The sequence below is a fragment of the Streptomyces sp. NPDC057900 genome (genome assembly GCF_042887885.1).
In the GTDB taxonomy this organism is placed as follows: domain Bacteria; phylum Actinomycetota; class Actinomycetes; order Streptomycetales; family Streptomycetaceae; genus Streptomyces.
On sequence record NZ_JBHVOI010000002.1, the window covers coordinates 597,703 to 612,555 of the forward strand.

General features: G+C 72.2%; 9 protein-coding genes. 7 read left to right on the top strand and 2 right to left on the bottom strand.

Translation table 11 applies throughout. The features are described 5' to 3' along the window. The first annotated feature begins 58 nt into the window (after positions 1-58). From ACFVQ0_RS10095 to ACFVQ0_RS10105, 3 genes are all read left to right on the top strand, one after another. Positions 59-634, top strand: coding sequence for a sigma-70 family RNA polymerase sigma factor (locus tag ACFVQ0_RS10095; protein WP_024490219.1), 576 nt, complete (start codon positions 59-61; stop codon positions 632-634). A gap of 150 nt (positions 635-784) precedes the next feature. Further along, entirely contained in the window at positions 785-2,287 is a 1,503-nt protein-coding gene (gene guaB / locus ACFVQ0_RS10100; protein WP_390086371.1) for an IMP dehydrogenase, read from the top strand. A 105-nt stretch (positions 2,288-2,392) separates the two neighbouring features. Beyond that, positions 2,393-3,517, top strand: coding sequence for a GuaB3 family IMP dehydrogenase-related protein (locus ACFVQ0_RS10105; RefSeq protein WP_024490221.1), 1,125 nt, complete (start codon positions 2,393-2,395; stop codon positions 3,515-3,517). Between the two features lie 76 nt (positions 3,518-3,593). On the opposite strand, the gene ACFVQ0_RS10110 is transcribed toward ACFVQ0_RS10105, so the two are convergent. Next, positions 3,594-4,217 (bottom strand): hypothetical protein, encoded by a 624-nt coding sequence (locus ACFVQ0_RS10110; RefSeq protein WP_390086373.1) that lies wholly within the window; start codon positions 4,215-4,217, stop codon positions 3,594-3,596. Positions 4,218-4,331: 114 nt separating this feature from the next. Then, a complete protein-coding gene (locus tag ACFVQ0_RS10115) occupies positions 4,332-5,594 on the bottom strand; it encodes a nucleotide sugar dehydrogenase (protein ID WP_390086374.1) in 1,263 nt (420 codons plus the stop codon). 248 nt (positions 5,595-5,842) lie between these two features. On the opposite strand from ACFVQ0_RS10115, the gene ACFVQ0_RS10120 reads away from it, so the two are divergent. From ACFVQ0_RS10120 to ACFVQ0_RS10135, 4 genes are all read left to right on the top strand, one after another. Continuing rightward, on the top strand, positions 5,843-7,549 hold the full coding sequence (locus tag ACFVQ0_RS10120) for a glycerol-3-phosphate dehydrogenase/oxidase (RefSeq protein WP_390086376.1): 1,707 nt from the start codon (positions 5,843-5,845) through the stop codon (positions 7,547-7,549). A gap of 383 nt (positions 7,550-7,932) precedes the next feature. Then, on the top strand, positions 7,933-9,900 hold the full coding sequence (locus ACFVQ0_RS10125) for a serine/threonine-protein kinase (RefSeq protein WP_390086378.1): 1,968 nt from the start codon (positions 7,933-7,935) through the stop codon (positions 9,898-9,900). Positions 9,901-10,080: 180 nt separating this feature from the next. Continuing rightward, the gene (locus ACFVQ0_RS10130; RefSeq protein ID WP_390086380.1) at positions 10,081-12,939 is read left to right on the top strand and encodes a protein kinase; all 2,859 of its coding nucleotides are present in this window, start codon (positions 10,081-10,083) and stop codon (positions 12,937-12,939) included. Positions 12,940-13,080: 141 nt separating this feature from the next. Then, a complete protein-coding gene (locus ACFVQ0_RS10135; RefSeq protein WP_390086382.1) occupies positions 13,081-14,793 on the top strand; it encodes a protein kinase in 1,713 nt (570 codons plus the stop codon). Positions 14,794-14,853 lie beyond the last annotated feature (60 nt).

The window sequence follows — 14,853 nt, forward strand, 5'->3', positions numbered from 1 at the left end:
GGTGCACAACTACGGACGCGGTGCCGCGGATGACGCGGCACCGGGGCACCATGGTCCGATGCGCGACGACGGAACGACGGCGATCGGTGCCCTGGTGCACCGCGCCGTCGAGGGCGACGCGCAGGCCACGCACGATCTGCTGGCTCATGTCCACCCCCTCGCCCTGCGCTACTGCAGGTCCCGGCTGAACCGGCTGCCCGGTGATGCCCGCCACTTCGTGGAAGACCTGGCGCAGGAGGTCTGTGTCGCGGTGCTGATGGCGCTGCCCCGGTACAAGGACACCGGCAGACCCTTCGAAGCCTTCGTCTTCGCCATCGCCGGCCACAAGGTGGCCGATCTCCAGCGGGCCGCGATGCGCCACCCGGGATCGACCGCGGTGCCCTCCGACGAGATGCCGGAGCGGCCGGACGATTCACTCGGGCCCGAGGAGCGCGCGCTGCTCAGCAGCGACGCCGCCTGGGCCAAGCGGCTCCTCGCCAACCTTCCGGAGAACCAGCGCGAGCTGCTGGTTCTGCGCGTCGCGGTCGGGCTGACCGCGGAGGAGACCGGACAGCTGCTGGGCATGTCGCCGGGCGCGGTCCGGGTCGCCCAGCACCGTGCGCTGAGCCGGCTGCGGGCTCTCGCGGAGCAGTGAGCCGGGGCCTCGGGGATCCCGCGGACCGGGTCGCCGCGCTCCCGTAGGAAGGTACAGAACCTCTTGGTGATCTTGCTCGTGGAATGAGACACGCACGGAGGCCGTTAGCATGGACATCCGCACCGATCAAGGCCATTTGGGGAAGGTGTCATGACTGCAAACGTCGACGGAGTGCCCGAGAAATTCGCGACGCTCGGGCTGACATACGACGACGTGCTGCTGCTGCCGGGCGCATCTGACGTGCTGCCCAACGCGGTCGACACCTCGTCGCTCATCTCGCGGAACGTACGCGTGAACATCCCGCTGCTCTCCGCCGCGATGGACAAGGTGACCGAGGCCCGCATGGCGATCGCCATGGCCCGGCAGGGCGGCGTGGGCGTACTGCACCGCAATCTCTCGGTCGAGGACCAGGTCAACCAGGTGGACCTGGTGAAGCGGTCCGAGTCCGGCATGGTCACCGACCCGATCACGGTCAGCCCGGACGCCACGCTCGGCGAGGCCGACGCGCTGTGTGCCAAGTTCCGCATCAGCGGCGTTCCGGTCACCGACGCGGCGGGCAAGCTGCTCGGCATCGTCACCAACCGCGACATGGCCTTCGAGTCGGACCGCGCGCGCCAGGTGCGCGAGGTCATGACGCCGATGCCGCTGGTCACCGGCCGGGTCGGCATCTCCGGCGTGGACGCCATGGAGCTGCTGCGCCGCCACAAGATCGAGAAGCTGCCGCTGGTCGACGAGGCGGGCATCCTCAAGGGCCTCATCACGGTCAAGGACTTCAAGAAGGCCGAGCAGTACCCGAACGCCGCCAAGGACGCCGAGGGCCGGCTGCTCGTCGGCGCGGCCGTCGGCGCCAGCCCGGAGGCGCTGGACCGCGCCCAGGCGCTGGCCGGTGCCGGGGTGGACTTCCTGATCGTCGACACCTCGCACGGCCACAACAGCAACGCCCTCAACTGGATGGCGAAGATCAAGTCGGCCGTGAACGTGGACGTCATCGGCGGCAACGTCGCGACCCGCGACGGCGCCCAGGCCCTGGTCGACGCCGGCGTGGACGGCGTCAAGGTGGGCGTCGGACCCGGTTCGATCTGCACCACCCGCGTGGTCGCCGGCATCGGCGTCCCGCAGGTCACCGCGATCTACGAGGCCGCTCTCGCGGCCCGTGCGGCGGGCGTCCCGGTCATCGGCGACGGCGGCCTCCAGTACTCCGGCGACATCGGCAAGGCCCTGGTGGCCGGCGCCGACGCGGTGATGCTCGGCTCGCTGCTCGCGGGCTGCGAGGAGTCCCCGGGCGAGCTGCAGTTCATCAACGGCAAGCAGTTCAAGTCGTACCGGGGCATGGGCTCGCTCGGCGCGATGCAGTCCCGCGGCCAGGGCCGCTCGTACTCGAAGGACCGGTACTTCCAGGCCGAGGTGTCCTCCGACGACAAGCTCGTCCCCGAAGGCATCGAGGGCCAGGTGCCCTACCGGGGCCCGCTGGCCAACGTCCTGCACCAGCTCGTCGGCGGCCTCCGCCAGACGATGGGCTACGTGGGCGCCGCCTCCGTCGACGAGATGGAGAGCAAGGGCCGCTTCGTCCGGATCACCTCCGCGGGTCTCAAGGAGAGCCACCCGCACGACATCCAGATGACGGTCGAAGCACCGAACTACAGCAGGAAGTAACGCGACAGCGCAGGTGAGGGGCGGTCCGGGGTTCCCGGAACCGCCCCTCCTGTATGTGTCGGGGATACTGGACAGCGCAGACGTAGAGGGAAAGGCCACACCATCGTGACTGAGATCGAGATCGGGCGCGGCAAGCGCGGCCGCCGGGCTTACGCATTCGACGACATCGCCGTCGTCCCGAGCCGCCGGACCCGCGACCCGAAGGAGGTCTCGATCGCCTGGCAGATCGACGCCTACCGCTTCGAGCTGCCGTTCCTGGCCGCTCCCATGGACTCCGTCGTCTCCCCGCAGCACGCCATCCGCATCGGCGAGCTCGGCGGCCTCGGCGTCCTCAACCTGGAAGGCCTGTGGACCCGGCACGCCGACCCGCAGCCGCTGCTCGACGAGATCGCCCAGATGCCCGTCGAGTCGGCCACCCGCCGGCTCCAGGAGATCTACTCCGCCCCCATCCAGGAGGAGCTGATCGGGCAGCGCATCAAGGAGGTGCGCGACTCCGGTGTCGTCACCGCCGCCGCGCTCTCCCCGCAGCGCACCGCCCAGTTCTCCAAGGCCGTCGTCGACGCGGGTGTGGACATCTTCGTCATCCGGGGGACCACGGTCTCCGCCGAGCACGTCTCGGGCGCGGCCGAGCCGCTCAACCTGAAGCAGTTCATCTACGAGCTGGACGTCCCGGTGATCGTCGGCGGCTGCGCCACGTACACCGCCGCCCTGCACCTGATGCGTACCGGCGCGGCCGGTGTCCTGGTCGGCTTCGGCGGCGGCGCCGCGCACACCACGCGCAACGTCTTCGGCATCCAGGTCCCGATGGCGACCGCCGTCGCGGACGTGGCCGGTGCCCGCCGCGACTACATGGACGAGTCCGGCGGCCGGTACGTGCACGTGATCGCGGACGGCGGCGTCGGCTGGTCCGGCGACCTGCCGAAGGCCATCGCCTGCGGCGCGGACGCCGTGATGATGGGCTCCCCGCTCGCCCGCGCGACGGACGCGCCGGGCCGCGGCCGGCACTGGGGCATGGAGGCCGTCCACGAGGACGTGCCGCGCGGCAAGCTGGTCGACCTCGGCTCGGTCGGGACGACGGAGGAGGTCCTCACCGGCCCCTCGCACACCCCCGACGGCTCGATGAACATCTTCGGCGCACTGCGCCGGGCGATGGCGACCACGGGCTACAGCGACCTCAAGGAGTTCCAGCGCGTCGAGGTCACGGTGGCCGACTCGCAGCACCGCCGCTGAGCGCACGCGTACGACGGAGGGCCCGGACGGCGATCGCCGTCCGGGCCCTCCGGTGCGTGCGGTGTGCGGTCCGTGACTAGTCGGCCGTCTTCTTCGCCGTGGAGAACGCGACCACCGCGGCGACCACGAAGAAGAGGACGCTGACGAAGTCGGAGTCTTCCTTCCACACCGTGTTCAGGTCGCTGAAGTGGTCGAGGAAGATGTCCGTGACGGACAGCGGGAGCTGCTTGCTGATGATGATGGCCTCACCGAGCAGCTGCCCGGCGTAGACGCCGATCAGCGCGAAGACGGCGCCGAGCACCGGCAGGACGGGGTTGCGGCCGCCGATCTTGCCCGCGGCGAAGCCGACGATGGCGCCCACACCCACGGCCGCGTAGCCGATCTCGTGCTTGGTGGCACCGATGATCGCGCCGTAGATGCCCGCGGCGACCAGGGCCGCCACGAACGCGACGACCAGCCCGAGCGCGAGGTTGTCCCGCGCCGGGGCCACCGGCGCGAACGGTGCGCCGCCGCCGAACTGGGCACCCGGCTGGCCGTACGGACCAGGCTGCTGGGCGCCGAACGGGTTGCCGGTCGGGGCGCCGGGCTGGGGCTGGCCCGGCTGCTGTCCGGCGTACGGGTTGCCGTCCGCCGGTTTCGGCGCACCGCCCTGCGGCTGGGCGTCGTAAGGCTGGTTCGGCGGTGGTACGGGCTGGCTCATTTGGGTTCCCCCCTGGGCGATGCGCACGGCTGTGCGATAAGTGACGCCGCAGGCTAGCAGCCGCGTCGGACATCGGCCCAGAAGATTCCGTGGCTGGATTGCGCCCAGAGTTCGCTAGAGCCGGTGCGCGGCCCCGGCGGGGGTCGCGCCCCGGGTGTCAAGGAGCAGTTGAGCCTTCACGGCGAGCCCCTGGAGGTCGTACGTGCGGTGGTGCTGGAGCAGCACCGTGAGGTCGGCGCTGGAGGCCGCCTCGTACAGCGAGTCGGCGCGCGGGACCGGGAGTTCGCGTACCCGCCAGTCCAGCACGTGGGGGTCGTGGTAGCCGATCTGGGCGCCCATGTCCATCAGCCGGGTGGCGATCTCGCGGGCGGGGGAGGCCTCCTGGTCGGCGAGGTCGGGCTTGTAGGTGACGCCGAGGAGGAGGATCCGGGCGCCGCGCACGGACTTGCCGTGCTCGTTGAGGAGGGTGGCGCAGCGCTGGATCACGTACTGCGGCATCCGGTCGTTGATCTCCTGGGCGAGCGAGACCATCCGCAGCGGGTGGCCCGGGGTGCGGCTGCTGTACGGGAGGAAGCCGGGGTCGACCGGGGCTCCGTGGCCGCCGACGCCGGGGCCCGGACGGAAGGGCTGGAAGCCGAAGGGCTTGGTCTCCGCGCACCGGATGACGTCCCAGAGGTCGACGCCGAGGTCGTGGCAGAGCACGGCCATCTCGTTGACCAGGGCGATGTTGACGTGCCGGAAGTTGGTCTCCAGGACCTTCGTCATCTCGGCCTCGCGCGGGCCGCGGGCGCGGACGACCTTGTCGGTGAGCCGGCTGTAGAAGGCCGCGGCCGATTCGGTGCAGGCGGGGGTGAGGCCGCCGATGACCTTGGGGGTGTTGGCGTAGACGTGGGTGCGGTTGCCGGGGTCGAGCCGGGTCGGGGAGTACGCGAGGTGGAAATCGCGGCCGCCGCGCAGCCCGGAGCCCTTTTCCAGGAGGGGGAGCAGGAAGTTCTCCGTGGTGCCGGGCGGCACCGAGGATTCCAGCAGCACCGTGGTGTGCGGCCGAAGCCGGGCGGCGAGGGCGCGGGCCGCCTCGCCGACGGCGCTCAGGTCCAGGGTGCGGTCCGGGCCGAGCGGGGTGGGCGCGCAGATCACGGCGGTGCGGACCCGGCCGAGCTCGGCCTCGTTGGTGGTGGGGCGGAATCCCCCGGAGAGCATGCGCCGGATGTCGGACGCGGGGAGTGATCCCTCGACGGGGGTGCGGCCCGCGGAGAGCTCCGCGAAGGCCCGGGGGTCGGTGTCGTAGCCGACGGTCTGGATACCGGCTGCGACGGCGGCTTGGGCGAGGGGCAGGCCGAGGTGACCGAGTCCGATGACGGCGAGGTCTGCAGGCACGTGGGTGGCCGTCCTTCCCTAAGACCATGAGGACAGAAAGCGCAACCCCTGGGGACAGCGCAATGTCAGACTAGGCGTAAATATGACCTATATGTCGCATTGTGTGGCCGTGGTTGTCCGGGTGTTGTCCACAGGCGGTGGCTGAAGTCGCGAAGCGCGGACAGAATCGAGGGGTGGGCACGGGTGTCCGACCCCCCGGTCGGACCGCACCCCGTGCCCGTACCACCCCGATCTACCGGGAGGCAGCGGTGAGGACAGCGACACTGGGACCCGCGGAGCGCGTCGAGGCGCTCGCAGCGATGGCCGAGCGCGAACTGGACGTGCTGGTCGTGGGGGCGGGCGTGGTCGGCGCCGGGACGGCACTCGACGCGGCCACGAGAGGGCTCTCGACCGGCCTGGTCGAGGCGCGCGACTGGGCGTCCGGCACGTCGAGCAGGTCGAGCAAGCTGATCCACGGCGGGCTGCGCTATCTGGAGATGCTCGACTTCGCGCTCGTCCGGGAGGCACTGAAGGAGCGCGGGCTGCTGCTGGGACGCCTCGCGCCACATCTGGTGAAGCCGGTGCCGTTCCTCTACCCGTTGCAGCACAAGGGCTGGGAGCGGCTGTACGCGGGCTCCGGCGTCGCGCTGTACGACGCGATGTCGGTGTCGTCCGGGCACGGCAGAGGGCTGCCCGTGCACCGGCACCTCTCGCGCCGCCACGCCCTGCGGATCGCCCCCGCGCTGAAGAAGGACGCGCTGGTGGGGGCCCTGCAGTACTACGACGCCCAGATGGACGACGCCCGCTATGTGGCGACGCTGGTGCGGACCGCCGCCGGGTACGGCGCCCAGGTGGCGAACGGGGCCCGGGTGACCGCCTTCCTCCGGGAGGGCGAGCGGGTCGTCGGCGCCCGGGTGGAGGACGTCGAGGCGGGCGGCGAGTACGAGATCAGGGCCAAACAGGTGGTCAACGCCACCGGCGTCTGGACGGATGACACCCAGGCGCTGATCGGGGAGCGCGGCCAGTTCCACGTCCGGGCCTCCAAGGGCATCCACCTCGTCGTCCCGAAGGACCGCATCCACTCCTCCACCGGCCTGATCCTGCGCACCGAGAAGTCCGTGCTCTTCGTCATCCCGTGGGGCCGCCACTGGATCATCGGCACGACCGACACCGACTGGGACCTGGACAAGGCCCACCCGGCGGCGTCCAGCGCCGATATCGACTATCTGCTCGAACACGTCAACTCGGTCCTGTTCACCCCGCTGACCAGGGACGACGTCGAGGGCGTCTACGCCGGACTGCGCCCCCTGCTGGCCGGTGAGTCGGACGCGACCAGCAAGCTGTCCCGCGAGCACACGGTGGCGCATCCGGCGCCGGGCCTCGTCGTCGTCGCGGGCGGCAAGTACACGACGTACCGGGTGATGGCCAAGGACGCCGTCGACGAGGCGGTGCACGGCCTCGACCAGCGGGTGGCCGACTGTGTCACGGAGGACATCCCGCTGCTGGGCGCGGAGGGCTACCACGCGCTGTGGAACGCGCGGGCCAGGATCGCCGCCCGGACCGGGCTGCACGTCGCCCGGGTGGAGCATCTGCTGAACAGGTACGGCGCGATGACCGAGGAGATCCTGGAGCTGATCGCCGCGGAGCCGGTGCTCGGCGAGCCGCTGCCGTCCGCCGACGACTACCTCAAGGCCGAGATCGTCTACGCGGCCTCGCACGAGGGCGCCCGCCACCTCGACGACGTGCTGACCCGGCGGACCCGGATCTCCATCGAGACCTTCGACCGGGGCACGCGTTCCGCCCGGCTCTGCGCCGAGCTGATGGCCCCGGTGCTCGGCTGGGACAAGAGCCAGATCGACCGGGAGGTCACGCACTACGAGAAGCGCGTGGAGGCGGAACGGGAGTCGCAGCGCCAGCCTGACGACCTCACGGCGGACGCGGCACGGCTCGGAGCACCGGACATCCAGCCGATCTAGGGCCTGTCGTCCAAGTGCCGCGGGCGTCCCCTGGCCGGACGGAACTCCGCTTCCGGGAGCGCCGGTTCGGGGGGCGCCCGGGCGCCCGCCACCGCGCACGTGTGTATCAGGAGTGCTGCGGTGGGGGCTTCGGGCTGGACGGCGAGCCGTGGCAGGTAGCAGGCTGCGGGCGTGGGGTGTGGTTCGCTGGGCAGGCCGGCTGTTCCAGGCCCCGGCGGCGCCCGTCACCGGCAGGGCGGCGAACGGCGCTCCGGGAGTCGGTGTGTCAGCGACTCCCCTCCGCCGGTCACATCGGGGCGGAGCCGGGCCCCGGCACCAGGACCGGTCCCGGGGTAGGGGACAATGAACGCTCTGCCAGGGCGGGTTGATCGCAGAGGGGACGCATGTCGGAGGCGGAGCAGGCACGGGAGCCCCAACGGGACAAGGACGGGCGTCTCCTTGCGGGGCGCTACCGGCTCGGGGAGGTGCTCGGCCGGGGCGGTATGGGCACGGTCCACCGCGCCGTCGACGAGACGTTGGGCCGCACGGTCGCGGTCAAGGAACTGCGGTTCCCGACCGCCATCGACGACGACGAGAAACGCCGTCTCATCACGCGCACGCTGCGCGAGGCGAAGGCGATCGCCCGGATTCGCAACAACGGCGCGGTCACGGTCTACGACGTGGTCGACGAGGACGACCGGCCGTGGATCGTCATGGAGCTCATCGAGGGCAAGTCGCTGGCCGAGGCGGTGCGCGAGGACGGTGTCCTGACGCCGAGACGGGCGGCCGAGGTGGGCCTGGCCATACTCGACGTGCTGCGCTCCGCCCACCGCGAGGGCATCCTGCACCGTGACGTGAAACCGTCCAACGTGCTGATCGCGGAGGACGGCCGGGTCGTCCTGACCGACTTCGGGATCGCCCAGGTCGAGGGCGACCCCTCCGTCACCTCCACGGGCATGCTCGTCGGCGCACCCTCGTACATCTCGCCGGAGCGGGCCCGTGGGCACAAGCCGGGCCCGCCGGCCGACCTCTGGTCGCTCGGCGGACTCCTCTACGCGAGCGTCGAGGGCTGCCCGCCCTACGACAAGGGCTCCGCGATCGCGACCCTGACCGCAGTGATGACCGAGCCGCTCGACCCGCCGAAGAACGCGGGTCCGCTGGAAGAGGTCATCTACGGTCTGCTCGCCCGGGACCCCGAGCAGCGGCTCGACGACGCCGGTGCGCGCGCCCTGCTCAACGACGTGATCAACGCCCCCGAGCGGTCGGACGCCCCGGTGCCGCCGGCCGACGCCACCCAGGTGATGGCGCTGCCCAAGGTGCCCGCCCCCGCGAAGCCCGCGTCGAAGAGCGGCGAACCGGGCGAGGGCACCCGCGACCGGCTGCGGGGCGCGCTGCGTTCCGCCCGGAACGCGAAGGCCGCGCCCGTCGCCGCGGCCCCGGCCGTCCCGGCCGCCGCACCCGCCCGGCCCGCCACGGCGCCCACCACGGCCACGGCATCCGCCTCCGGGGCCGTACCGCCGCCGCGTCCGGCCACCACCCCGCCCGCCCCGCCCCGCGCGTCGCTCACGGACGTGGTGCCGCGCCGCACCCTGGCGATCATCGCGGCGGTCATCGTGCTCGCGGTGCTCGGCACGGTCCTCGCGCTCTCGCTGGGCGGTGACGACACGGACAAGGGCAACGCGGGCAAGGGCAAGGACGACACCTCGGCCTCGGCCGGCGCCGCGACGGCCGGCTCCTCCGCCGGGACCGGCGGCACGGAACAGGGCGGCAGCGGCAAGGACCAGGGCAAGGACCAGGACGGGAACGACGGCCAGGGCAAGGGCCAGGACGACGCCGGAAAGGACGACTCCGGCAAGGACGGTTCCGGCAAGGGCTCGGACGACTCCGAGGACGGCGCGGACGGCAAGGGCGCCCTGCCCGCCGGGTACAAGTGGGTCACCGACAAGCGGTTCCACTTCACCATGGCGATGCCCGAGGGATTCGAGCGCAACTCGATCGCGGGCAGCAACTCCGGTGGCATCTACAACATCGACAAGGGCTTCCCGCGCGTCCAGATCGACTACAACAGCTCGCCGGGAGACGACGCGGCCGCCGCCTGGAACGGGCTGAAGGGCGCGGTTGCCGGCAGCAGCAGCGGGTACCAGCACCTGGGTATCAAGAAGGTCGAGTACAACGGGTACCCGACCGTCGCGGACTGGCAGTTCGAGCGGAACGAGCACGGCCAGCGCAGCCGGGTACTGAACCGGGGCTTCAAGGTCGACGCGAAGCGCGGCTACTCGATCATGATCAGCTGCAAGGTCGACGAGTGGGACAGCAAGGCGTGCAAGACGCTGCGCGGGACCGCGTTCGACACGTTCAAACCGCTCGACTGAGGACGGCTGCCGGGCCGGGTTGCGCAGACCCTGCCGCGCGGCCGCCCGTTGCCACGTATTGTGAGAGCCCGAAGACCGTACGCAGCCGAAACCGCGTGTCAATTGCACGTTGAGTGACCACAATTGGTTGGTTCGGTGTGGTCTGTGTGACCGGGGGACAGCGCGCTCTGGGGAGGCGTCGTGGACGACTACGCGGGTCGGGTGCTTGCCGACCGCTACCGCCTTCCGCTGCCCCCGTCCGACGCGTACGAACTGGTGGAAACCCGGGCGTTCGACACCTATAGCGGGCAGGAAGTCCTGGTCCGGCAGGTGCCGTTACCGGAAGTCGTGGACGCCGAGGTGCTGGACGCCGACGGACTGCCCGCGCCGGCCCGGCTGACCGGCGGGCGTACGGTGCGGCGGTCCACCGATCCGGCGGTCCGGCGCGCGATCGAGGCCGCCCAGGCGGCGGCCCAGGTGCCCGACCACCCCCGGCTCGACCAGGTCTTCGACGTGTTCGCCGAGGCGGGATCGCTCTGGATAGTGAGTGAACTGGTCGCGGCCCGCCCGCTGGCGGCGCTGCTCGCGGAGCGCCCGCTCAATCCGTACCGGGCCGCGGAGATCGGCTCCGACGTCCTGACGGCGCTGCGCGTGCTGCACGCCCACGGCTGGACCCACCGCAACATCACCGTGCGCACCGTGCTCATCTGCGACGACGGACGCGTCGTGCTGACCGGTCTGGCGGCCGGGGCGGCGGAGGAGGCCCTCTGCGGCTATGTGCCGGTGCCGCGCCAGGACGACGCGGCGGAGGACGGGGAGTACGGCGGCCCCGCCGTGGAGTCGGGCCCCACCGGCCCGTACGTCCCGCCGACGGCCGAACAGGAGCCCGCGACCGGGTACGAGGACGGTTACGGGAACGACTACGAGAACGACTACGAGGACGGTTACGAGTCTCTTCCCGGCTCCGGGGAGCAGCCGGAGGTGCCCGGTTCGCGCGGCCCCGCGGCGATCGAGTCCGGGCCGTACGCGGGGGGTTCCGGGTATCCGTACGCCGCCGCCGAGCTGGAGTCCGTGCGCCGTCCGCCGCCGCAGCCCCTGCCCGCCCCCGAGCCCGGCAGCGCCGCCCAGGCGCGTGCCGCGCGCGCGGGCGCCATCGCCGCGTACCGCGCGGGGGCCCGCGCCGCCGCCGCACGCGTCAGCGAGGAGGAGCGCCGTGCCGGCACGGACGAGACGCGGGACACCGGCGTGCTGCCGGTCCAGCGCGAAGGCACCGGCCCGGCCGCTCCGCAGCTGTCCGACCCGCTGGCCGACGACTACACGTACGACTACGGCCACGACGACGAATACGACGACGAGTACGACGACGAAGACGCCCCGTACGGCGAGGACGGCAACGGCGGTAACGGCGGTAACGGCGGTAACGGCGAGAACGGTGACGGCGGTGACGGCGGTCAGGCGCCGCCCCGGCGGCTGCATCTGACCGGTTCCTGGGACGACGGCCCCGGCGCCGGGCGCCCGGTCCCGGCCGGCGGCTCCAGCGAGGACGCCCTGCGGGCCGACTCCCGGCGGCAGGGCACCACCCCGGCCGTCGTCCGCCACACGCCGCCCGCCGCCGCCGGGGCCGGGGAGTCCGGGGCGGCCGCTCCGGGCGGCTGGGACGGGATCGTCGCAGGGAGCCGCGACACCTCCTCCTACCGCGGCCCCGCCACCACCCTCGCCGCCGAACGCGCGCGGCAGGCCCGGATCGCCGTCGTCGGCGCGGTCACCGAGCGCTGGGCGCCCGAGCAGGCCGGACCGGTCCACGAGAACTGGCAGCTCGCACCGCCCATCGGCCCCTCCACCGACCTCTGGGCACTGGGCGCGCTGCTCTACCGCGCCGTCCAGGGCCACGCCCCGTACCCGGAGGAGAACGCCGCCGAGCTCGTCCAGATGGTCTGCGGCGAGCCGCCCGCCTTCGCGGAGGAGTGCGGCGCGCTGCGGCCCGTCGTCGAATCGCTGCTGCGGCAGGACCCGACCGAGCGGCCGGACTTCGAGGAACTGCGCGGCTGGCTGCGCTCCCTCGTACGCTCCGCGCCCGAGCCCGAGGCCGGGCTCGACGTGGTGCCGCTGCCGTCCGTGGACGAGACCAAGCTGCCCGTCGTACGCCGCCGGGGCGAGCTCGTCCGCAAGCGCAGAGGCCGCCGGGGCGGCGCCGCGCACGGCCGCCACCGCCAGTCCAGGGGCCGGACGGAGGTGGAGCCGGTCCACGCGGAGCCGCGCGAACCCCGGGCCGTCAGGCCGCCGCGCGAGCCCAAGGGCCCCAAGGCGCTGCGCACCCCGCCCCGCCCGCAGCAGGAAGGGCAGCGCGCGCCGCGACGGCTCGGCCGGCTGCTCCTCGTCCTGATCCTGCTGGCGCTGGTCGCGGCGATCGTGTACGCCGTGAAGTTCATGCCCAAGTCGGACTCGCAGTCCGGCGCGGGCGCCAGTCCGTCCCGTACGGCGACCGGATCTCCGGAGCCCGGCTCCGCCCGCCCGAGCGGCTCCGGTAAACCGGCCGGGTCCTCGCCGTCCGCGGCCGAGTCGGCCGGGAAGCAGAAACCGCAGACCAGCCGGTCCGCCGTCGCGCTCCCGTCCGGCTACGCGCTGCGCAAGGACGACGAGGGGTTCGAGGTCGGGGTGCCCAAGGGGTGGCAGCGCAGCCCCGCCAACACGGAACGCCAGGTCCACTACGGCAGCGACGGCTTCACGCTGCTGGTCGTCCCCGGCCGCGACACCGTCAAGGCGAACGGCGCGGACCCGCTCGGTTACCAGCGCGACAAGGAAGCCGAGTTGAAGCCCTTCCGGGACTCCAGCTGGTCGACCGCGAGCGGGCTGCGCCGAATAGACGTCGGCCGACAGGCCATGGCGGAGGGTCAGTTCACCTGGCAGGACAGCTCCGGACGGGAGGTGTACGTACGCAACCTCGCGATGATCGTCAAGGGCCGCTACCACATCCTCCAGGTCATCGGCCCGGAGAGTCAGCGCGACAAGGTTTCGGACATCTACCAACAAGCCATCGCTTCCTACCGTGTGACGCCCTGATACCTGACGGGACCCCAGAGCGACCGTGCGGCGGCCGGACGACGCGACAAGCATCACAGTGCGATCTCGTGGGCGGTGCGAGGTTCCGTGGCCGCACCTCCCCTCCGTAACCTGTCATCCGAAGGAACGGGGCAGGGATACGTGGATCGATCACAGGGCACGGATGCGGGACTGTTGCTGGCCGGGCGATACCGGCTCGGTGAAGTCCTCGGGCGCGGCGGCATGGGCAAGGTCTGGAGAGCCCACGACGAGGTGCTGCACCGCACCGTCGCCGTCAAGGAGCTGACCGCCGGGCTGTACGTCGCGGAGGCGGACCGGGTGGTGCTGCACGCCCGTACGCAGAAGGAGGCCCGCGCCGCCGCCCGCATCACGCACCCGGGCGTGGTCACCGTCCATGACGTCATCGAGTACGACAACCGGCCATGGATCGTCATGCAGTACGTCGACGGCCCGTCGCTCGCCGACGCCGCCAAGGAATCCGGGCCGCTGGTGCCGCGCGAGGCCGCCAGGATCGGCCTCCACGTGCTGGGCGCGCTGCGCGCCGCACACAGCGCCGGGGTGCTGCACCGCGATGTGAAGCCCGGCAACGTCCTGCTCGCCCGGGACGGCCGGGTGCTGCTCACCGACTTCGGGATAGCGGCGATAGAGGGCGACTCGACCATCACCAGGACCGGTGAGCTGGTCGGGTCCATCGACTACCTGGCGCCCGAGCGGGTCCGCGGCGGCGATCCCGGCCCCGCGTCCGACCTGTGGTCGCTGGGCGCCACGCTGTTCACGGCGGTCGAGGGCAGCTCGCCGTTCCGGCGCACCTCCCCGATATCCACCATGCAGGCCGTCGTCGCGGAGGAACCCGCGGTGCCCGTCAGGGCCGGGGCGCTGGGCCCCGTCATCACGGCGCTGCTCCGCAAGGAGCCGGCGGACCGGCCGTCGGCCGCCGAGGCCGAGCGGATGCTGCTGGAGGCCATGGAGGGGCGTCAGCCCCGGGCCGCCCAGGAGTTCGTCCCGACGCAGCAGGTGCCGGAGGAGGCCCTGCGCGCGATGGGACCCGGCGGCGCGACCGGCTCCACGGCCCAGCTGCCGCACCCCGGCTCCACGGGGCAACTGCCGCACCCCGGTGGTACGGCGCAGCACCACCACCCCGGCGCCGTGCCGCCCGCCGGGACCGCCCCGGCGACCCGGCGCAGGTGGCGTACGGCCCTGCTGGTGCTCGCCCTGGCGGCGCTGCTCGGCGTCGGCGGGGGGATCGCCGCGATGAAGTACCACGACCGCCCGGACACCGGCACCGCGAGCGGCGGCGGCGCGGACCCGGGCACCCGGTCCCAGGACCCGGCTCCCCACAAGTCCTCGCCGGCCCCCTCCGAGAAGCCGGGCCCGAAGCCGGACCCCACGCTGAAGGGCGTACCGGCCGGCTGGCACCGGGTCCAGGACCCGGAGGGGTTCGGGCTCCTCGTACCGGACGGCTGGCAGCGCCGGAAGAACGGCACGAACATCGACTACACCCCGGACAACGGCAAGCACTACCTCCGGATCAGCATCGACCAGCAGCCCGACTTCGAGACCTCGTACCTGCACATGCAGAACATGGAGCCGGGCCTGCGGAAGCGGCTGCCGCAGTACCGGGGCCTGGCCCTGCGCGCCAACTTCTACCGTGACCACCCCGGATCGCTCTGGGAGTTCACCTGGACCGAGAACAACGGCGAACAGCGGCACGCCATCGACCAGATGTACTACGCGGGCGACGACGGACCGGAGTACGCGCTGTACATGACGGGTCCGGCGGAGGACTGGGACACCACCCGGAAGCAGTTCGACACCATGCTGCGCGGCTGGCGCGCACCGGGGGACACCGACTGACATCCGGAACCCGACTGCGCGTCCGCCACTCCTCCCGATCGCAGTCCGCGATGCGCGACC